Genomic DNA, 19,483 nt, shown 5'->3' on the forward strand with positions numbered 1-19,483 from the left:
ACGGCGCGCCTGCGCGAGGCGCCGAGGCCGACTACTCGATCTTGGCCTTGGTGCGCAGTTCTTCCTGGTACTTGGCCAGCTTTTGCTGCTGCAGCTGCTGGGCGACCTGGGGCTTCACGTCCTCAAGCTTGGGCAGCTCGGCCTGGCGCACGTCGTCCAGGCGGATGATGTGGTAGCCGAACTGGCTCTTGACGGGCGTCTGCGTCATCTTGCCCTTTTCGAGCTTGATCATGGCTTCGGTGAATTCCGAGACGTAGCTCGAAGGGTTGGCCCATTCCATCGAGCCGCCGTTGGCGCCGGAGCCGGGGTCCTTGGATTGCTTCTTGGCGATCTCTTCGAACTTGGCGCCCTTGTTGATGGCCGCAATGGCCGCCTTGGCGTCGGCTTCCTTCTCGATCAGGATGTGGCTGGCCTTGTATTCCTTGCCGCTGTTGGCTGCCACGAACTTGTCGTACTCGGCCTTGATTTCGGCGTCCGTCACGGGGTTGTTCTTCTGAAAGTCCACGAACAGTTCACGGATCAGGATGGTCTGGCGCGCCATTTCCATCTGGACCTTGAAATCGCCCGAGGTTTCCAGGCCGCGCTTTTGCGCTTCCTGCATGAAGACTTCGCGGGTGATCAGTTCGTCCTTGATCTGGCCTTCGACTTCGGGCGTCACGGGACGACCCGAGCTGGCCAGTTGCCGCTTGAACACTTCAGCGCGTTCCTTGGGGATGGCCTTGCCATTGACGATGGCGAGATTCTGGGCGGAAACGGGCAGGGCCATCGTGCCCAGCACGGCAGCGGCCACGAGGCCGGACAGGAGCTGTTTCTTCATGCGGAATCCAAAAAATGAGAAAGTAATTGCCAGCTGAAATCCGGCAGATGAGGACAATGGGGCCGGTTCAGAGGATTTCAATAGCGAGGGCGTGGACGCCCGCATCCAAAAATTCCTGCAGCGCATCATACACAAGGCGATGGCGCGCCACCCGGCTCTTGCCTGTAAGCAAAGGTGAGGCAATCCGCACCCGAAAATGGGTGCCAAAACCCGTGCCGTTGGCCCCCACATGCCCGGCATGGTCGGCGCTTTCGTCGATCACTTCGAGCGCCGTGGGCGCCAGACGTTCGACCAGGCGCTCGTGCATCTGCCGGGCCAGGCTGGGCATTGTGCTCGTATCGGTCGGGGCCATGGTCGTCATGCGGCGGGCTCGTCGTTCTTGAGGTGGGGAGCAATGTAGATGCCCTGCGCCACCAGGAAAACCAGCGGGAAGGCATAGCCCCAGAGCTTGAACTCCACCCAGGCCTCGGTGCTGAAATTGAGCACCACGTAGGCATTGATGGCCGACATGAAGGCGCAATAGATCACCCAGGCCACGTTCAGGCGCATCCACACGCCATCGGGCAGCTCCATCTGGCTGCCCAGCAGCAGCTTGAGGTAGTTCTTCTTGAGAATCCACAGCGCCACGGCAAGCGCCACGGCCATGGCGCCGTAGAGCACGGTTGGCTTCCACTTGATGAAACGGTCATCCTGCAGCACCAGCGTGAGCGTGCCGAACAGCAGGATCAGCGCCAGCGTCACCTTGTGCATGGTCTGCAGCCGCCGGTCGATCAGGTAGATCAGGGCCATCTGCACCACCGTGGCCGCCATCAGCACGCCGGTGGCCACATAGATGTTGTAGAACTTGTAGGCGGCAACGAACAGGACGATGGGAAGGAAGTCGAGCAGGATTTTCATGGGGGCGGGGTCAGGGAGCCTTGTCGTCGAAGTCAAGTGAGGCCGAATTCATGCAGTAGCGCAGGCCGGTGGGCTGCGGGCCGTCTTCGAACACATGGCCCAGGTGGGCTCCGCATTGTGCACACACCGTCTCGGTGCGCGACATGCCATGGCTGTGGTCCACGATTTCCTTTATGGCGCCGGGCACGGCTTCGGAGAAGCTGGGCCAGCCGCAGCCCGCGTCGAACTTGGTGTGCGAATCGAACAGCTTGGCACCGCAGCAGATGCAGTGATAGCTGCCATCGGCCCAGTGGGCTTCGTACTTGCCGGTGAAGGGGCGCTCGGTGGCGGCAAAGCGCGTCACCTGCAAGGCACCGGGCTCGGCCCCTTTTTCCTGCAGCACGGCCTGCCATTGGGCATCGGTCTTGTGGACGGGATAGGTCATGATGAACAGCTGATCTCGATGGAAGAAGCCCATGCGGGCGGGAAGGCAGCGTAGGACTCGTGCCCGGGATGCTCCTCAAATGGGCGCTCCAGCAGCCGCTGCAAGGTTTGGAGTGGGCCGAAGTCGCCAAGTTTCGCTGCGCGGATGGCTTCTTCGCACAAATGGTTGCGCAGTACGAACTTGGGGTTGGTGGCCAGCATGGCCTGCGACGCACGCTTGCGATCCGCCAGCCGGGGCCCGGCAAGGTATTTTTCCAGCCAGGTGTCCCAGGCCGCCTGGTCCGGCACCATGCCGCGCACGGGCTCGAACTCCCCCGTGCCCACAGCGTGGGACAGGCGGCGCCAGAAAATGGGATAGTCCCCCCCCCTTTGGCCAGCAGCACCAGCAGGCCGTCGATCAGGTCCGCATCGCCTTCCTCGGCCACCGCCCCCAGGCCTAGCTTGGCGCGCATGCGGGCCATGAACTCGGCGGGGAAGACGGTCTTGTACGACTCCAGCGCCGCCATGGCCAGCTCCTGCTCGCCGATCAGCGGCAGCAGCGCCTGCGCCAGGCAGAACACATTCCAGTAGGCCACGTTGGGCTGGCGGTTGTAGGCGTAGCGCCCCTGGGTGTCGCTGTGGTTGCAGACATGGCCGGGCACGAAGGAATCGAGGAACTGGAACGGCCCGTAGTCGATGGTCAGGCCCAGGATGCTCATGTTGTCGGTGTTCATCACGCCGTGGCAAAAGCCCACGGCCTGCCACTGCGCCATGAGCACCGCCGTGCGCTCGCTCACCGCCTGCAGCAACGCGGCGTACGGATTGCCGGCCAGATCGCTGCGCCCCCGGCATTCGGGGTAGTAACGGTCGATCACGTAGTCGGCCAGGGCCTGGAGTTCCTCGTCCATGTCGTTGGCCGAGAAATGCTCGAAATGGCCGAAACGGATGAAGCTCGGCGCCACACGCGTCACCACGGCTGCCGTCTCGATCTCCTCGCGGCGCACGGACGCAGGTGAACCGGTAATGCACAGCGCACGCGTGGTCGGTACGCCCAGGCCCTGCATGGCCTCGCTGCACAGGAATTCGCGGATGCTCGAGCGCAGCACCGCCCGGCCGTCGCCCATGCGCGAATACGGCGTGCGGCCCGCGCCCTTGAGCTGAATTTCGAGCCCTGCAGCGGTCTCGCCGAGCAGAATGGCCCGGCCATCGCCCAGTTGGCCCGCCCAGATACCGAACTGGTGCCCGCTGTACACGCTGGCCAACGGGCGCGAGCCCGGGAGCAAGGCATTGCCCGTGAAAGCCTGCAAGGCGGCATCGCTGCGCAGCCAGGCCCCATCGACCCCCACCAAGCGCGCCACGCTGGCGCTCGTACCCACCCAATGGGGGTCAGGCAACGGCGTGGGCTGCAGTTCGGTGAAGAAAGCCGGCCCCAGGGCGGCAAAGCCCTGCTGCCAGGCCAGTCCGGATGCGGCGACCGCCTCGCTGTCGGAAGACATGTTCATGCATCGATTGTCTCCCAGGGGTGATGCCCCGCCGGCAGGCGGGGCATGCCGATCCGCCTGCAGCCGCTTTGTGACCAGTCGTTTCAATCGTTGCAATGATGGAGCCTGATCGGCAGGCAGCGTCATCCCGGCTTCAAGACACCAAAAATTGACCAGAATCCTTTAACAGCAAAGACTTTTTTGCTATCTTTTTTGAAAAACTGCATTCGTAGGAAATACGGGTAAACCCAGCCCTTGTACCCCATTTATTATTTCTAAAACTGGAACAGTTAGTTCGCGACTGAGTGGTTTTTCTTTGATCACCCACGGCGTACAGTTCAACCCATCGATGAGCCGAACCCGCAAGGCGACTCACCGAACCCGGTTCAGAGTTGTTTTTGCTCCGGTTTTTTTGAGTCACTTTTTTCTTCCAAGGATTTCATCATGAACACGACCGCACGCTTCCTCTCCATCGCCGCTGTTGCCGCTTTCGCTTCTTTCGGCGCCCAAGCCGACGAAGCCGATGCTTCGCAATTCGCCACCAAGTTCGAAACCAACCGCACCCGCGCCGAAGTGGCCGCTGAAGCCGCTACCGTGGCACAGACCCGCAGCATCGAGCCCGCTGGTTCGCGTGTCGTGACCTACAAGTCCACCGCTGACCGCGCTGCCGTGCGTGCCCAGGCTGCTGATGCTGTGCGCACCGGCCAGATTTCTTCCGGCGAAATCGGCGCTCTGTAAGCCGCCCCGGATTGAACTGACCCCCTACCCCCCATTTATCAAAGAATCGAGATCACCATGAACAAGACCGCACGTTTCCTCTCCCTGGCCGCTGTTGCCGCTTTCGTTTCCTTCGGTGCACAGGCTGACGAAGCCGACGCTTCGCAGTTCGCCACCAAGTTCGAAACCCAACGCACCCGTGCCGAAGTGGCTGCCGAAGCCGCTACCGTGGCCCAGACCCGCAGCCTGGAACCCGCTGGTTCGCGCGTCGTGACCTACAAGTCGACGGCTGACCGTGCAGCGGTGCGTGCCGCTGCGGCCGAAGCCGTGCGCACCGGCCAGATCCCTTCGGGCGAAATCAGCTCGATGTAAAAGTTGCGGGCCTTCCCATGGTGGTGGTATCTCACGGTCGTGGGTGCCGCCACCATGTGGAAGTGTTTCCCCTATCTGCCCGGAAACGGGCACCATTGAAAAGGGCTCCTGTGCAGGAGCCCTTTTTCTTTGGAGTGCCCCGGGGTCTTTACGTCGTGGTTTGCACGTGCAGCCGGCTCGACTTGCAGCGGTGCAAGGCGCTGTAGTACTCCAGGCGCCGGCCATTGGCACCGTAGGCGATGGACTCGATACGCAAAAGCGGCTCGGGGGTCGCCAGTTGCAGCAGTTTGCAGGTCTCTGCGTCGGGTAGCACGGCGTCGATCCAGCGCTCGGCACGCACCAGACGCACGCCGTACTGGCGGCGCAGCACGTCATACAGCGAACGGTCATCGAGGCGCATGCGGTGCAGGCCGGGCGCAAGGTCGGCGGGTACCACGGTTTCCACCAGCAGGCGCAACTCGCCGTCCACGCTGCGCAGCCGCTTGAGCGCCACCACCTGGGTGTCGTCGGTGAGGCCCAGCGCGCTGATCTCCTGTGGTGTGGGGTCGCGCAGCTGCTGCACAAGGACCTGGGTGCGCACCGAGCGGCCCTTGCGCTCCATCTCGTCGGAGAAGCCGAGCACGGTGGAGACAAAATCCTCGTCGCGCTCGCGCGCCGCGACAAAGGCACCGCGGCCCTTGATCTTGTAGATCAGGTTGTTGCGCACCAGGTCGGCCAGTGCCTCGCGCACCACGATGCGCGAGATGCCGAACTGCTCGCCGAGTTCGGCCTCGGAGGGCAGCTTGGCGCCGATGGCCAGTTCGCCCTGCAGTATCTGCAGGCGCAGGGCATCGCGGAACTGCGCCCACAGGGGCGATTCGGAGTTGCGGTCGAGCAGGGGCTGGAGTTCGGTCGGTGCATTCACGTCAGGACGGGCTCAGGGCCGGATGGATGGTCAATGGTGCATGGAAGGCCGGCGTTGCCGCATCGGTACCAGGCGCTGCCGTGGCAAGGCGCACGCCATGGCGCTCGCGCAGTGCGGTGGTGCAATTGTGCAGTTCCTGCCGTTCGCGCCCGGCATCCCAGCCCAATGCCTGCCCGGCAATGCCGGCCATTTCGGCCAGCGCCGCGTCCGTGACGAGCCCGCGAATGGCCAGCAGCGTGCGGCGGATCACCAGGTCGTCAAGGTGGATCACACCGGTTTCGGTGCACAGCCAGGCCACCTCCGCCACCGAGTAGTCGGGTGCATGCTGCAGCGGCTCGTCACCCGCCACCTTGAAATGCTGCGCCATGCGCAGGGCCTGGGAGCCGTAGCGGCGCAGCAGCGCCTGGGCGCGGCCGCGCGCCAGGCCCGCGTCCTGGACGATGCGGTCGATGAAGCGTTCGGTCGCCTGCACCCCCTGCGGCATGTCGGTGCCGCCGCCAATGGGCAACTGCCGGGTGGAGGCGGTGCGCCCACGCCCCAGCAGGCGCAGCACCTCATCGGTGGCCTCTTCGGCCAGCGCACGGAAAGTGGTCCATTTGCCGCCCACCAGCCCCACCACCGGGATATCGCGCGATGAGGACGGTGCATCGACCACCACCGAATGGTCGCGCGAAATCTGCCCCGGCTTGTCGGCGTCCGAGCGTGCCAGCGGCCGCACACCCACATAGGTGTAGACCACGTCGCGGCGGCCGAAGGCCAGGTTGGGGAACACCTCGCCCAGCACCTCGAGCAGGTAGTCCACTTCGGCCGGCTCGGTGGCGATTTGGTCGGGGTCGTCCACCGGGATGTCGGTGGAGCCCACCAGCACCCGGTCCAGGAACGGATAGACGATGCACACGCGCCCGTCCAGCGCCTCGAAGTAAGCCATGCGCCCGCCCAGTGCATCGCGCAGCAGGGGGTGGTCGAGCACCAGGTGCGAGCCCTTGGTGCCCATCACGCGCGGCCCCGCGCCGCCCAGCAGCTCGGTGCTGCGGTCCAGCCAGGCGCCGCTGGCATTGACCACGGCATCGGCCGTCACCTGCACCACCTCGCCCGTGACTTCGTCGCGCAGCGTGAGGGTCTTGCCCGCACAACCCATCACACGGCAGTGGTTGCTGGCCGCCGAGCGCGGCTGGTCGCGGCAGGCGTCGCGCACCAGCTCTAGCACCAGCCATTCGGGGTGGCTGATCCAGGCGTCGAAGAAGGTCGCCGTCCAGCGCACGGCGGCGCGAAACAGCAGGCGGTCGGCCGGCTGCACGCGGCTGATGTGGTGGTTGGGCATCACACGCTGGCGCCGGCCCAGCAGGTCGTACAGGCGCAGCCCGGCGGCCACGGCGAGCAGGCCGCGCGTGCGCTGGGGTGGCGTGCGGCCCAGGAACTTGAGCGCGCTGCTCATCAGGCCACCAAAAAAGCTCGACAGCGGCACCACGGTCTTGAGCGGCTGCACCAGGTGCGGCGCATTGCGCAGCAGCAGGTTGCGCTCGCGCGTGGCTTCGGCCACCAGCGAGAAGCTGCCGCTCTCCAGGTAGCGCAAGCCGCCGTGGATCATGCGCGAGGGCGCACTGCTGGCGCCGGCACTGAAGTCGCCCTTGTCCACGATGAGGCAGTCCACGCCCTGCAGCGCAAGGTCGCGGAACACGCCCACGCCGTTGATGCCGGCGCCCACGATCACGGTCGAGAAATGGCGCCCCGCCACAGCGGCCGGGCGCACGAAAGGCAATGGGGAAAGCGGGCTCATGGCAAGGCCTCCACGCTCGGCAAGGGTGTGGTGGTGGGGGGAGTGGGCGCCAGCGCTGGCCGTGGCGGGGCAGTGCCCGGCGACGTACCCGCCAGATGGCCGAAGACAGGGGACATGGTGGCTATCAGTTCGTTGAAGTCGGCATTGAAATCCGCATGGGCGCGCGCCTGGCCGGCATCGGGTTCGACCGTGTCGCAGGGCGCGCGCAAGGGGTGGGTATCGATGCCCTGCGACATCGCCGCATAGATCGCCGCGCCGCGCGCACCGGTCTCGTCGTCGGCGCAGCGCTCCACCGGGTGCCCGAGCAGGCCTGCCAGCAGGCGCACCAGGCGCGTGTCGCTGGCGCCGCCTCCGAGCACGGTGGAGGCCGACACCGGCAGCCCGCCAGCCGCCAGGCGGGCGGTATGGCGCGCGTGCAGCGCAGCCACCGCATCGACCACGGCACGCGCCATGTCGCCGCGCGTATGGTGGCTTTGCAGGCCGACAAAGCCGGCCGACACGCCGGCGCCGCCATTCACGAAAGGCAAAAAGCGCAGCCCCCCGGCCCCGAACGGCACCGACATCGCCAGGTCGACCACGGCCCGCGCATCGGGCAGGCCCAGCACGCCGGCCAGCCAGGCGATGTTGGCCATCGACGAGGGGCTGTTCTCCATGTACAGGCGCCGCTCGCGCGGCCCGAAATTGACGACCGCCACCACGTCGGGCCGGGGCTCCACCACCGGGCCGATGACGGCATTCACGCACCAGGTGCCCAGCACCGAGACCGCGCGGCCGCGCTCTTCGGCACGGATGGCGGTCATCGACGCCAGCAGGTCGATGGCGCCCATGGCCACGGGGATGCCCGCGGGCAGGCCATGCGCCTCGGCCGCCGAGGCCTGCAGCGTGCCGATCACCTCGCCGCTGTCCACCAGAGGCCCGAAGGCCTGGGGCGACAGATCGGCGATGCCCGAGGCCGCAAAGGCCAGCGGCGACCAGGTGCCCGTGGCCACCGAGAGCAGGCCCGCGGTACTGGCATCGCTGGCGTCGGTGGCGATTTCGCCCGTGAGCAGGAAGCCCACGTAGTCCTTGGCGAACATCAGGCGCCGCAGGGCGCCGCTGCGCACCGCGCCACCGCCCAGCAGCTCGGCCGCGATCACGGTGGGCTGGCCCGGCCAGGGCTGGCAGCCGACGTCGGCGCGCAATTGCGGGCCATGGCTCCTTGCCAGGGACTCTGCCCGCGCGCCAGCGCGCTGGTCGGTCGAGGCCACGGCGCGGCCGCCGGCCAGTTCATTGCGGTCATCCAGCGCATACAGGCCCGCACCGTGCCCGGTGCAGCCGATGGCGCGGACATCGGCCACCCGGTTGCCAAGCTGGTGCGCCACGTCGCGCAGCACGGTGGACAGGGCCAAGCGGATCATGGATGCGCCCACCTCGCAGCCGCCACCGGGCAAGCGGTCGTGCTGCAGGGGCAGGCGGGACAAGGCCACGGTGCGGCCACTCGCGGCCTCCAGGGCCAGGGCTTTGAGGCTGCTCGACCCGAGGTCGATGCCAATCAGTAGTTGGGTCTTCATGTCATAACAGCTTCCACCGATCCAGCCGGCAGTTCCAGTAGTGTTTCCCCTAACTATCTGGCGATTCGATCCAAGATTACATTCTACCTGTCATAACAACTGTCGTGACAGCAAGCACCCCATCGCAGCCCTGGAGAAAGCAGCACCCCATGCTGCACCGTTCAACAAGAGGAGACAAAAAATGAGGCGTAATTTCCTGAAGTCCGCAGCCGCCGCCGGTATCGGCCTGGCCGGCACCAGCGCATTCGCGCAGCAACCTGCTGCAGCCCCCGCCGCAGCGGGTGGACTGCGCGGCAACCCCAGCGACGTCTACGTGATGAACGTGATGGTCTCGGGCGTGGAGTACTGGTTTCCGGTCTACGAAATGATGAAGCAGCTGGGCCGCACGCTGGGCGTGCGCACCCGCTACACCGGTACGCCGGAGTACGACGTGAACAAGCAGCTGGCCTCGTTCGAGCAGGAGCTGGCGCGCAAGCCCGCCGGCATCCTGCTGCACCCCATGAACCCCGACCCGTTCATCGAGCCCATCAACCGCGCAGCGGCCATGGGCATCCCGGTGGTCACCTTCGCGGCCGATTCGCCCAACTCCAAGCGCACTTCGTTCATCACCTCGGACAACGAGCGCGAAGGCGCGCAGGCCGCCGACGCCATCGCTGCATCGCTGAACGGCAAGGGCGAATTCGCCGTGCTGGAGAACCCCGGCCAGGACAACCACGACCGCCGCATCGCCGCCTTCATCAACCGCATGAAGACCAAGCACCCCGGCATGAAGCTGGTGGGCCGCGCTGCCAGCAACCAGGACCCCAACAAGGCCTACCAGGCCGTGCAGAGCCTGGCGCAGGCGAACCCCAACCTGGGCGCGCTGTTCATGCCCGAAGCCAACTCGGCCCTGGGTGCGGCACAGGCCAAGGTGGAGACCAAGAAGAACATCAAGGTGATGTGCTGCGACGTGAACGCCAAGATCCTGGACATGATCAAGTCCGGCGACGTGTTCGGCGCCATCAACCCCAACCAGGGCATGCAGGGCTACATGGGCATGATGATGCTGTTCCTCGCCAAAAACCCCGGCCTCATCGACCCGATGAACGATGCCAAGCGCAACGGCACCAACCCCATGGCCGTGCCCTTCCTGGACAACGGCCTGGCCGTGGTCAGCAAGGCCAACGCCGACGACTTCTACTGGGACAAGTACCTCGCGCGCCGCGGCACCAAGGGCATCAGCGAGTGAGCACCACCACCATGGGCGCTCCCTTGCTCGCGCTGCGTGGCATCAGCAAGCGCTTCGGCGCTTCGCATGCGCTCTCGGGCGTGGACTTCTCGCTGCAGGCGGGCGAGATCCACGCCCTGTGCGGCGAGAACGGCGCGGGCAAGTCCACGCTGATGAACATCATCGATGGCATCCACCAGCCGGACGCGGGCGAGATATCGCTCAACGGCCGCCCGGTGGCCATCGATGGTCCGGCCCAGGCCATGCGCCTGGGCATCGGCCTGGTGCACCAGGAGATCGCCCTGTGCGGCGACGCCACCGTGGCCGAGAACATCTTCATGCCCGAGATCAACGCGGGCCGGCAGACCTTTATGGACTACGCCGACATCAACGCGCGCGCCGCCAAGGTGCTGGCGCGGCTGGGCCAGGACATCGACCCGGCCGCGCGGGTGGGCGAACTCTCCATCTCCAGCCAGCAGTTGATCGAGATCGCCAAGGCGCTCACGCTCGACTGCAAGGTGCTGATCCTCGACGAGCCGACCGCCGCCCTCACCGACAACGAGTCGGCCGCCCTCTTTCGGGTGCTGCACGACCTCAAGGACCAGGGCATCGGCATCATCTACATCAGCCACCGCATGGCCGAGATCTTTGCGCACTGCACGCGCGTGACCGTGCTGCGCGACGGGCGCAACGTCCACTCGGGCCCGCTGGCCGAACTCGATGCCGATGGCCTGGTGCGGCGCATGGTCGGGCGCGACCTGGGCAACTACTACCCGCCCAAGCAGCAGGATGCGGACCGCGGCGAGCACGTGCTCGAAGTGGAGGGCCTGGCCGACGGCGAGCGCGTACACGGCATCTCGTTCACCCTGCAGCGCGGTGAGATCCTGGGCATCGCCGGGCTCATGGGCGCCGGGCGCAGCGAACTGGCGCAGACCCTGTGCGGCCTGCGCCCGGCCACCGGCGGCAGCGTGCGCCTGCGTGGCAGGCCGCTCTCGATCCGCAAGTACAGCGACGCGCTGCGCGAAGGCATCGCCTACCTCAGCGAGGACCGCAAGGCCGCAGGCGTGTACCTGGACCTGCCGATCGCGCAGAACATCGCCTCCATGGCCCTGGCACGCGTGAGTTCGCGCTTCGGCCTGCTGCAGCGTGCAGCCGAGCACCGGCTGGCGCAGGAGCTGGGCGCGCGCCTGAAGCTCAAGTCCGACGGCGTGCAGATCGAGGTGGCCAGCCTCTCGGGCGGCAACCAGCAGAAGGTGGCCATCGCCAAGCTGCTGGCCACCAACCCCGCAGTGCTGCTGATGGACGAGCCTACGCGCGGCGTGGACGTGGGCGCCAAGTCGGAGATCCACCACATCCTGCGCGACCTGGCCTGCCAGGGCGTGGGCGTGGTGGTCATCTCTTCGGAGCTGCCCGAGATCATCGGGCTGTGCGATAGGGCCCTCGTCGTCCGCGATGGGCGTGTCGCGGGCGAGGTGCAAGGCAAGGACATGACGGAAGAGGCCCTGCTGCGGCTGGCCTCGGGACTGGAACGACAAGAGGAAATGGCATGAATCACCCCGCACAACTGAACGCCGGCACCATGGCCGGCCTGCAGCCCCCGCGCCCGGCGCCGGGAGGGCCGGGCAAACCCGGCGGCACCAAGCTCACCAGCATGCGCGAGATGGGCCTGCTGGCCATCATCCTGGTGCTGTGCATCGGCATGAGCTTTGCCTCGCCCTACTTCCTGACCTGGGACAACATCCGCGCCATGCTGCTGTCGTTCTCCATCGAGGGCATCGTGGTGGTGGGCATGACCATCTTGCTCATCGTGGGCGGCATCGACCTGTCGGTGGGCTCGGTGGTGTGCTTTGCCATGGTGGTCACGGGCAAGCTGTTCCTGCTGGGCTTCGATCCCTGGACGGCCGGGCTCATCGCGATTGCCGCCAGCGCGCTGATCGGGGCCATGATCGGCGGCTGCGTGGTGCGCATCGGGCTGAACCACTTCATCGCCTCGCTGGCCTTCATGGTCATCGTGCGCGGCCTGTGCCTGGCGCTCACGCAGGGCACGCCGCAGTCGCTGTTCTCGCTGCCGGCCTCGTTCAAGTTCATCGGCCAGGGCACCTTGTTCGGCATACCGGCGGTGATCCTGATCTTCCTTTTCATCGTGGTGGTCAGCGACTTCGTGCTGCGCCGCGCCAGCCTGCTGCGCCGCGTGTTCTACACCGGCAGCAACGAGAAGGCTGCGCTGTACTCGGGCATCCGCGTCGGCCACGTGAAGTTCTGGGTGACGGTGCTGTGCGCCGCCTCGGCCGGCCTGGCCGGGGTGATCTACACCGCGCGCTTCGGCGCGGCCACGCCGACCTTCGGCGTGGGCATGGAGCTCAACGTGATTGCCGCAGCCGTGATCGGCGGCGCCAGCTTGAAGGGCGGCTCGGGCACGGTGCTCGGCGCCGTGCTCGGCCTGGCCCTGCTCTCGGTGGTGACCAGCTCGCTGATCCTGCTCGACGTATCGCCGTACTGGCAGGACGTGATCAAGGGCCTGATCCTGCTGGCCGCCGTGACCATCGACCACCTCATGAACACCCGAAAGACCAAGCGATGAATGCCGTGATGATGAATGCTGCGATGAAGACCACCACCCTCGGGCCCTCGGGCATCGAGTGCTCGGCCATTGGCCTCGGTACCTGGGCCATGGGCGGCTGGATGTGGGGCGGCCAGGACAGTGCCGCCGCCGTCGAGGCGATCCATGCCTCGCTCGATGCCGGGGTGACGCTGATCGACACTGCGCCGGCCTATGGCCTGGGCGCTTCCGAACGCCTCGTGGGCGCCGCGCTCAAGGGCCGCCGCCACGAGGCCGTGATCGCCACCAAGTGCGGCCTGGTGTGGCACACGCAAAAGGGCACCCACTTCTTCGACGAGGACGGCCACCCTGTGTACCGCCACCTGGGCCGCGCTTCGATCTTCCACGAAGCGGAAGAAAGCCTGAAACGCCTGCAGACCGACTACATCGACCTCTACATCACCCACTGGCAGGACAGCACCACGCCGGTGGAAGAGACCATGGATGCCCTGCTCGACCTCAAGAAGCAGGGCAAGATCCGCGCCATCGGCGTGAGCAATGTGGACGCGCCGACGCTGGCCGAGTACCTGCGCCAGGGGCCCGTGGATGCTGCCCAGGAACGCTACAGCCTGATCGACCGCGAGATCGAGCAGACCCTGCTGCCCCTGTGCGGCCGCAACAACGTGGCCATCCTGGGCTATTCCTCGCTGGCGCTGGGCCTGCTGGCCGGCCCCATCGACCCGGCGCGCGAGTTCACGGGTGATGACCAGCGCGCCACCAATCCACGCTTCAGCGCGGCCAACCGCGCCCGGCTCAAGGCCTTCTTCGACGAACTGGAGCCCCTGCGCCGGCAGTTCGGCTGCTCATTTGGCCAGTTGATGATTGCCTGGACGCTGGCCAATGGCAGCGTGTCGGTGGCGCTGTGCGGCGCGCGCACGCGGGCGCAGGCCACCGAGAACGCGACCGCGGGCGCGCTGGAGCTGCCCGAGGAAGCCGTGCAGCGCATCGACGATGCCGCAAGCGCCCATCTGAAGGCCCTGGCCTGACCCGTATCCACCCCCAACCCAAGGACTTCTTCGTATGTCGAAAGACAAGACCGCACGCCTGAACCGCCTGCTCACCAACGGCCGTTGCCTGGACATCGCACTCGACCACGGCGTGTGCAACGAGCCCAGCTTCCTCAACGGCCTGGAAGACATGCCCGGCGTGATGGACAAGCTGGTGGCCGCCGCGCCCGACGCCATCCAGCTCAACTACGGCCAGGCCGACCTGCTGCAGGACCGCCCCGGCCGCAGCAAGCCGGCGCTGGTGATGCGCATCGACATGGGCAACCCCTACAACGCCACCGCGCACCGCGTGATGTGGGCCCTGCTGCAAAACGAACACGACCCGGTGCTGCCGGCCGTGCAGCGCGATGCGGCCTGCGTGGTGGTCAACCTGTTCATGCTGCCCAATGAACCCGACCTGTTCCGCCAGTGCGTGCAGAACATCGCCCGCGTGCGCGCCGACTGCGACCGCTACGGCATGCCGCTGATGATCGAGCCGCTGGTGATGCGCCCGCACAGCGAGCAAGGCGGCTACATGGTCGATGGCGACGCCGAGAAGATCGTCACCCTCGTGCGCCTGGCGCGCGAGATGGGGGCCGACATCGTCAAGGCCGACCCGACCACCGATCCCGCCGAATTCCACCGCGTGGTGCAGGCCGCGCGCTGCCCGGTGCTGGTGCGCGGCGGCGGCCGCGAGGACCTGCAGCAGGTGTTCGCACGCTCGCGCGTGCTGCTCGACCAGGGGGCCGTGGGCATGGTCTACGGGCGCAACGTGTACCAGCATGCCAAGCCCTCGGCCGTGGTCGATGCGCTGATGGCCATGATCCACCGCGGCGCCAGCGCTGCGGCGGCCTGGGACCTCTACAGCACAGGAACGCACGCATCCTGATGCAGCGCAAGCACCACGCGCGCATGGCTGCGCACTGAAGAGCACAGAAAAGAAAAGAAGAGAGGGAGCCCAGGAGAAAGAGCCCTGCGGCCGGTGGCGTCCACGCCACCGGCCGGCGTGCCTGCGCGCGCCTGCGCAGGGCTGTCGGAAAGATCGAGGAAGAAGGTTCACCAAGGACCACACACACAGGAGACGACGATGAAAATCCGGTATTACCTGATGGCACTGCTGCTGCCATTCGCCACCTTGCTGACGCATGCGGCGATCACGGGGGTGAGTCCGATGACCACCCTCACCACCATGGCGGCTGCGGTCACGCAGGCCGCCGAGGCCCCGCTCCCGCTGCAGGGGCCGGGCCTGGGCAACCTGACCTACACCTCGGCCGAGCTGTTCAAGCCGGTCTCCATGATCACCCGCGCCTCGGGCGACGTGCCGGCCACCTACCCCGGCCGCAAGGACTACGGGCTGAACGTGGGCATCATGCTCAATGGCTATTTCCTGACCTCGTTCGCGCCCGACAGCGGCCTGGGCCCAGGCGGCTTTCTGCTGTACGACGTGTCCAACCCGCGCGCCATCGTGCTCGCCAAGAAGATCTACGAGCCCGAGGGGCGCACCAAGGAGTTCCGCGAGGCCCATGCCTTCGGCACCGCGAAGATCGGCGGCAAGCAGTACGTGGTGGTGCCCAGCATCAAGGGCATCGAGTTCTGGGATTTCACCGACATCAACAACATCCAGCAGGTCAAGAAGCTGGCACTGCCCACGGTCAATGGCGGCGACTACGCCAACGTGGCCTGGCAGCTGTGGTGGCAGGCCCCTTATGTCTACGTGGCTTCGGCCAACGACGGTGTCTACATCGTGGATGCGAGCGACCCGGCCAATGCCGTGATCGCCAACCGCGGTGTGGGCAAGCCCAACCCCGTGCCCACCGGCGAGCTCGGGGGCTTCCGCGTCGGGCCCATCTTCACCATGGGCAACCACATGGTGCTGACCTCGATGGACAACACCGACGGCTTTGCCAGCCTGGACATCTCCGATCCGCTCAACCCCAAGGTGCTGGACACCGTGGGCTCCAACCCCGTCTACTACGCCACCTGCTTCGACGGCAAGAATCTGCATGCCTCGGCGCGCGGTGGCGGCGCCAAGATGTACAGCTACGACCTTTCCGACCGCACGCAATTCGTGGTGGAGGACAACCGGCTGGTCATCGACGAACAGTTGTACTGCGGCATGCAGGACCACTACGTCTTCCAGGGCGCGCAGTTCAAGGTACACAAGGTGGACGTGAGCAACCCGCTCAACCACGTCGAGGTGGGTCAGGGCAGCCTGTTCGCCACCAACGATCCCGAGTACTCGCACTCCGACCACGGCCAGGTGGCACCCATGGGCAACCTGCTGTTCATCGGCAACGACCACGGCTCGGGCAGCGGCTTCATCGTGCACCAGACGGCGCGCGACACCACGCCACCGGCGGTCAAGCAGACCTCGCCCACCAACGGCGCCAAGCAGCAGGCGCTGACCTCGCGCATCGGCGTGGGCCTCACGGACAGCATCCTGCCCGAGAGCGTGAACGCCAGCACCTTCATCGTGCGGCCGGTCAACGGCAACGCGCTGGCCGGCACCTACAGCGTGCAGCTGGGCATCATCAACTTCCACCCCATGCAGCCATTGGCGGCCGGCACCAGCTATGAGATCGTGCTCACCGCCGGCGGCGTGAAGGACTATGCGGGCAACGGCATCGCAGCGGAGTACAAGGCCGTTTTCCATACCGGCAATGCCACCGACATCAGCCTCATGAACCACTGGCCGCTGTCGAGCACCCTGACCGACGAGATCGGGGCCAACAACGGCACGGCCTCGGCGGCCGACCAGTTCAGCAGCATTGGCCTGAACTTCGCGCAGCGCACGGGCGGTGTGCCGCTCAAGAACGACAGCGTGGCCACCGCCCTGGGCGGCACGGCCTCGCTGGCGTTCTACATGAAGACCACGCAGGCCGGCTCGGCCAACGCCTGGACGGCGCCCGGCCTCTTCGGGCGCGACCAGTCGGGCGGTGCGGACGACGTGTTCTGGGGCTGGATCGACAACACCGGGCGCCTGAACCTCTCGGTGGGTAACGTGGCGGCCAACAACCCCGGTACCCGCTCCACCGCGGCCGTGAACGACGGCAACTGGCACCATGTGGTGATGACGCGCGACGCAGCCTCGGGGGCGCAGACGCTGTACATCGACGGCACCAAGACCAGTTCCACCGGGCTCACGGGCACCAAGGGCCTATCCAACAAGTTCGCGCTGCTCGGGCAGATACAGGGCAACACCGACTTCTTCCGCGGCAGCCTGGCCGACGTGCGCGTCTACGGGCGCGTGCTCAGCGATGCCGATGTCACGCAGCTGCGCTCTCAAGCCATCATCGGCGATGCCGGCGTGAGCGGCGGGCCGCAGCTGGTGAACGGGCAGCTGAGTTTCGACCCGACCCGGCTGGGCGGGGGCACGGGCGTCAGCTACCGCTGGAACTTCGGCAACGGCACGCAGACCGCTTTCTCGGCCCAGGCCAACACCACCTACAGCTACAACCGACCCGGCCACTACACGGTGACCCTCACGGTGCGCAACGCGGCGGGCCAGGACACCTTCTACACCTACAACGTGACGGTGATCTTCCCGGTGACGGCGACGGCACCCACGCATTCGAGCAACATCGTCGGCGATGCCAACAGCGTCTATGCCGTGAACCCCGACAGCGGCACGGTGGCCGCCATCGATGCGCTGGCCCTGACCAAGCGCTGGGAGACGCGCGTGGGCGACGAGCCCAAGACCCTGGCGCGCGCCCCCGATGGCCGCATCTGGGTCACCGTGCAGGGCGAGGACAAGCTGGTGGCGCTGAACCCGGCCGACGGAAGCATCGCGGCCACGGTGGCTCTGCCCTACGGCAGCGGACCCTACGGCGTGGCCTTCACGCCCAATGGCAGCAAGGGCCTGCTGACGCTGGAGTCCAAGTCCACGCTGATCGCGTTCGATCCGGCCAATGGCAACACCACGGGCACCCTGGCGTTGGAAGGCGACCTGCGCGGCATCGCGGTGGCGGCCGACTCGCAGACGGTCTACGTCACGCGCTTCAAGTCGAAGATGACGGGCGGGCAACTGCACAAGGTGGGCCTCAGCTCCATGGGCCTGTTGTCCACCATCGCCCTGCCGGTGGACACGAGCACGGTGGACACCGAGAACAGCGCCCGCGGCGTGGCCAACTACCTGAGCCAGGTGGTGGTCTCGCCCGACGGCAGCCGCGCCGTGCTGCCGGGCAAGAAGGACAACGTCGTGCGCGGGCGCTTCCGCGACGGTGGCGACCTGCTGCACGACCAGACAGTGCGCTCCATCCTCTCGCAGGTGGACCTGGCGCAGGCCACGCACCTGCTGCCCGAGCAGATCGACTTCGACGACCGGGCACCGGCGCGCGCCGCCCTCTTCTCCCCTGCGGGCGACTACCTGTTCGTCGCGCAGATGGAGGGCAACAACATCGCCATCGTCGATGCCTACACCCGCGCCGTGCGCGGCGAGATCAACGCCAGCAGCGCGCCGCACGGCCTGTACCTGGACGCGGCGCGCAAGCGGCTGTTCGTGAACAACTTCCTCGCGCGCTCGGTCACCGTGCATGACGTGGCCGACGTGCTGGCCTCGCGCAGCGCGGCAGCCGTGTTCCTGCAGAACATCACCACGGTGGCGCAGGAGCCCATGGCAGCGGCGGCACTGCGCGGCAAGCTGGTGTTCTACAACGCGGCCGACCGGCGCATGAGCAAGGACAACTACATGTCCTGCGCCAGCTGCCACGCCGACGGCGGGGACGATGGCATGGTCTGGGACTTCACCCAGCGCGGCGAGGGCCTGCGCCGCACCATCAGCCTGCAGGGCCGGCGCGGCACCGGGCATGGCAAGCTGCACTGGAGCGCCAACTTCGACGAGGTGCAGGACTTCGAGAACGACATGCGCAGCGCCTTCGGCGGCACGGGCTTCCTGAGCGATGCGGACTTTGCCGCCACCAGCGACCCGCTGGGCGCGCCCAAGGCCGGCCGCAATGCGCAGCTCGACGACCTGGCGGCCTACCTCGCCTCGCTCAACAAGTACATGCGCAGCCCGGCGCGCGCTGCCGACGGCAACCTTACCGTGGAGGCCGCGCGCGGGCAGACCCTGTTCGCCAACGCCAACTGCGCCAGTTGCCATGCGGGCGGCACCTTCCAGGACGGCCTGCGGCACGACGTGGGCAGCATCCAGGCCTCCTCGGGCAAGGGCGCCAACCAGCCGCTGGCCGGCGTGGGCTTCGACACACCCACGCTGATCGGCAGCTGGGCCGCCAAGTCTTACCTGCACAACGGCCAGAAGGCCAGTGTGCTGGACGTGATCACCGGCGGCCACGGCAACGTGGCAGGTCTGCCCGCGGCCGACCGGCTGGCGCTGGCCGACTACGTGCGCTCGCTGGACACGGCGTCGGAGTTCACCACGCGCCTGCGCTCCAGCCACAGCACGCTGTGCGTCAATATCCGCGGGGCCTCGGCCGCCAGCGGCGCTGTCGCCATCCAGTGGCCCTGCGGCTCGGCGAACAACGAGACCTTCACGGTGCGCAACCTCGCGGGTGGCTACGTGCAACTGGTGGCCAAGCACAGCAATCTGTGCCTGGCCCAGGACAGCGCGGCCACCAGCGGTGCGGGCATCGTTCAACTGGCCTGCACGGTGGGCAACACGGCGCAGTGGACGCTGTCGGGATCGACCGTGCGCAACCGCGCATCGGGCGCGTGCCTCGACGTGCCCAACAACTCGACGGCGCAGGACATCCCCCTGCTCACCTGGACCTGCAACGGCGGCAACAACCAGAACTGGAGCCAGTTGCCCTGAACACCCG

General features: G+C 66.8%; 15 protein-coding genes and 1 pseudogene. 8 read left to right on the top strand and 8 right to left on the bottom strand.

Features of this window, described 5'->3' with window-relative positions; translation table 11 throughout:
- Positions 1-31 precede the first annotated feature (31 nt).
- The 5 genes and pseudogenes from AC0IZS_RS30340 to AC0IZS_RS30360 all read right to left on the bottom strand — a co-directional run bounded on the left by AC0IZS_RS30340 (position 32) and on the right by AC0IZS_RS30360 (position 3,618).
- Positions 32-817 (bottom strand): peptidylprolyl isomerase, encoded by a 786-nt coding sequence (locus AC0IZS_RS30340; RefSeq protein WP_471639067.1) that lies wholly within the window; start codon positions 815-817, stop codon positions 32-34.
- Between the two features lie 67 nt (positions 818-884).
- Positions 885-1,145, bottom strand: a complete 261-nt coding sequence (locus AC0IZS_RS30345) for a BolA family protein (RefSeq protein ID WP_471639604.1) — start codon at positions 1,143-1,145, stop codon at positions 885-887.
- Positions 1,146-1,174: 29 nt separating this feature from the next.
- Positions 1,175-1,714, bottom strand: coding sequence for a septation protein A (locus tag AC0IZS_RS30350; protein WP_471639068.1), 540 nt, complete (start codon positions 1,712-1,714; stop codon positions 1,175-1,177).
- A 10-nt stretch (positions 1,715-1,724) separates the two neighbouring features.
- On the bottom strand, positions 1,725-2,138 hold the full coding sequence (msrB, locus tag AC0IZS_RS30355) for a peptide-methionine (R)-S-oxide reductase MsrB (RefSeq protein WP_305744052.1): 414 nt from the start codon (positions 2,136-2,138) through the stop codon (positions 1,725-1,727).
- Positions 2,135-3,618: pseudogene (locus tag AC0IZS_RS30360) on the bottom strand (protein adenylyltransferase SelO). Before AC0IZS_RS30360 ends, msrB begins: the two are co-directional and overlap by 4 nt.
- A 423-nt stretch (positions 3,619-4,041) precedes the next feature.
- Here AC0IZS_RS30360 and AC0IZS_RS30365 point away from each other — a divergent pair.
- Both AC0IZS_RS30365 and AC0IZS_RS30370 read left to right on the top strand, forming a co-directional pair.
- Positions 4,042-4,335 carry a DUF4148 domain-containing protein gene (locus tag AC0IZS_RS30365; RefSeq protein ID WP_145699468.1) on the top strand — a complete coding sequence of 98 codons (294 nt, stop codon included), beginning with the start codon at positions 4,042-4,044 and terminating at the stop codon, positions 4,333-4,335.
- A gap of 57 nt (positions 4,336-4,392) precedes the next feature.
- Positions 4,393-4,686 carry a DUF4148 domain-containing protein gene (locus AC0IZS_RS30370; RefSeq protein WP_471639069.1) on the top strand — a complete coding sequence of 98 codons (294 nt, stop codon included), beginning with the start codon at positions 4,393-4,395 and terminating at the stop codon, positions 4,684-4,686.
- Positions 4,687-4,834: 148 nt separating this feature from the next.
- Here AC0IZS_RS30370 and AC0IZS_RS30375 read toward each other — a convergent pair whose 3' ends face one another.
- From AC0IZS_RS30375 to AC0IZS_RS30385, 3 genes are read right to left on the bottom strand one after another with little or no spacing between them, the layout of a single operon-like run.
- Entirely contained in the window at positions 4,835-5,590 is a 756-nt protein-coding gene (locus AC0IZS_RS30375; protein WP_471639070.1) for a GntR family transcriptional regulator, read from the bottom strand.
- A gap of 1 nt (position 5,591) precedes the next feature.
- Positions 5,592-7,367, bottom strand: coding sequence for a glycerol-3-phosphate dehydrogenase/oxidase (locus AC0IZS_RS30380; protein WP_471639071.1), 1,776 nt, complete (start codon positions 7,365-7,367; stop codon positions 5,592-5,594).
- Positions 7,364-8,917, bottom strand: coding sequence for an FGGY family carbohydrate kinase (locus AC0IZS_RS30385; RefSeq protein ID WP_471639072.1), 1,554 nt, complete (start codon positions 8,915-8,917; stop codon positions 7,364-7,366). Before AC0IZS_RS30385 ends, AC0IZS_RS30380 begins: the two co-directional genes overlap by 4 nt.
- A gap of 181 nt (positions 8,918-9,098) precedes the next feature.
- On the opposite strand from AC0IZS_RS30385, the gene AC0IZS_RS30390 reads away from it, so the two are divergent.
- The 6 genes from AC0IZS_RS30390 to AC0IZS_RS30415 all read left to right on the top strand — a co-directional run bounded on the left by AC0IZS_RS30390 (position 9,099) and on the right by AC0IZS_RS30415 (position 19,476).
- Complete coding sequence (locus AC0IZS_RS30390; RefSeq protein ID WP_007854385.1) at positions 9,099-10,145, top strand: substrate-binding domain-containing protein; 1,047 nt, start codon at positions 9,099-9,101, stop codon at positions 10,143-10,145.
- 11 nt (positions 10,146-10,156) lie between these two features.
- Positions 10,157-11,674, top strand: coding sequence for a sugar ABC transporter ATP-binding protein (locus AC0IZS_RS30395; protein ID WP_471639605.1), 1,518 nt, complete (start codon positions 10,157-10,159; stop codon positions 11,672-11,674).
- A complete protein-coding gene (locus AC0IZS_RS30400; protein WP_471639073.1) occupies positions 11,671-12,705 on the top strand; it encodes an ABC transporter permease in 1,035 nt (344 codons plus the stop codon). The genes AC0IZS_RS30395 and AC0IZS_RS30400 overlap by 4 nt, the downstream gene beginning before the upstream one ends.
- A gap of 23 nt (positions 12,706-12,728) precedes the next feature.
- A complete protein-coding gene (locus tag AC0IZS_RS30405) occupies positions 12,729-13,709 on the top strand; it encodes an aldo/keto reductase (protein WP_471639074.1) in 981 nt (326 codons plus the stop codon).
- A gap of 34 nt (positions 13,710-13,743) precedes the next feature.
- Positions 13,744-14,598, top strand: coding sequence for a class I fructose-bisphosphate aldolase (locus AC0IZS_RS30410; RefSeq protein ID WP_471639075.1), 855 nt, complete (start codon positions 13,744-13,746; stop codon positions 14,596-14,598).
- Positions 14,599-14,796: 198 nt separating this feature from the next.
- Entirely contained in the window at positions 14,797-19,476 is a 4,680-nt protein-coding gene (locus AC0IZS_RS30415) for a LamG-like jellyroll fold domain-containing protein (RefSeq protein ID WP_471639076.1), read from the top strand.
- Positions 19,477-19,483 lie beyond the last annotated feature (7 nt).

The organism is Acidovorax sp. AC410 (assembly GCF_979253235.1).

Coding starts and splice junctions, on each gene's coding strand:
- AC0IZS_RS30340 (WP_471639067.1), bottom strand. CDS start 817: ATGAAGAAACAGCTCCTGTCCGGCCTCGTGGCCGCTGCCGTGCTGGGC.
- AC0IZS_RS30345 (WP_471639604.1), bottom strand. CDS start 1,145: ATGCCCAGCCTGGCCCGGCAGATGCACGAGCGCCTGGTCGAACGTCTG.
- AC0IZS_RS30350 (WP_471639068.1), bottom strand. CDS start 1,714: ATGAAAATCCTGCTCGACTTCCTTCCCATCGTCCTGTTCGTTGCCGCC.
- msrB (WP_305744052.1), bottom strand. CDS start 2,138: ATGACCTATCCCGTCCACAAGACCGATGCCCAATGGCAGGCCGTGCTG.
- AC0IZS_RS30365 (WP_145699468.1), top strand. CDS start 4,042: ATGAACACGACCGCACGCTTCCTCTCCATCGCCGCTGTTGCCGCTTTC.
- AC0IZS_RS30370 (WP_471639069.1), top strand. CDS start 4,393: ATGAACAAGACCGCACGTTTCCTCTCCCTGGCCGCTGTTGCCGCTTTC.
- AC0IZS_RS30380 (WP_471639071.1), bottom strand. CDS start 7,367: ATGAGCCCGCTTTCCCCATTGCCTTTCGTGCGCCCGGCCGCTGTGGCG.
- AC0IZS_RS30385 (WP_471639072.1), bottom strand. CDS start 8,917: ATGAAGACCCAACTACTGATTGGCATCGACCTCGGGTCGAGCAGCCTC.
- AC0IZS_RS30390 (WP_007854385.1), top strand. CDS start 9,099: ATGAGGCGTAATTTCCTGAAGTCCGCAGCCGCCGCCGGTATCGGCCTG.
- AC0IZS_RS30395 (WP_471639605.1), top strand. CDS start 10,157: ATGGGCGCTCCCTTGCTCGCGCTGCGTGGCATCAGCAAGCGCTTCGGC.
- AC0IZS_RS30400 (WP_471639073.1), top strand. CDS start 11,671: ATGAATCACCCCGCACAACTGAACGCCGGCACCATGGCCGGCCTGCAG.
- AC0IZS_RS30405 (WP_471639074.1), top strand. CDS start 12,729: ATGAAGACCACCACCCTCGGGCCCTCGGGCATCGAGTGCTCGGCCATT.
- AC0IZS_RS30410 (WP_471639075.1), top strand. CDS start 13,744: ATGTCGAAAGACAAGACCGCACGCCTGAACCGCCTGCTCACCAACGGC.
- AC0IZS_RS30415 (WP_471639076.1), top strand. CDS start 14,797: ATGAAAATCCGGTATTACCTGATGGCACTGCTGCTGCCATTCGCCACC.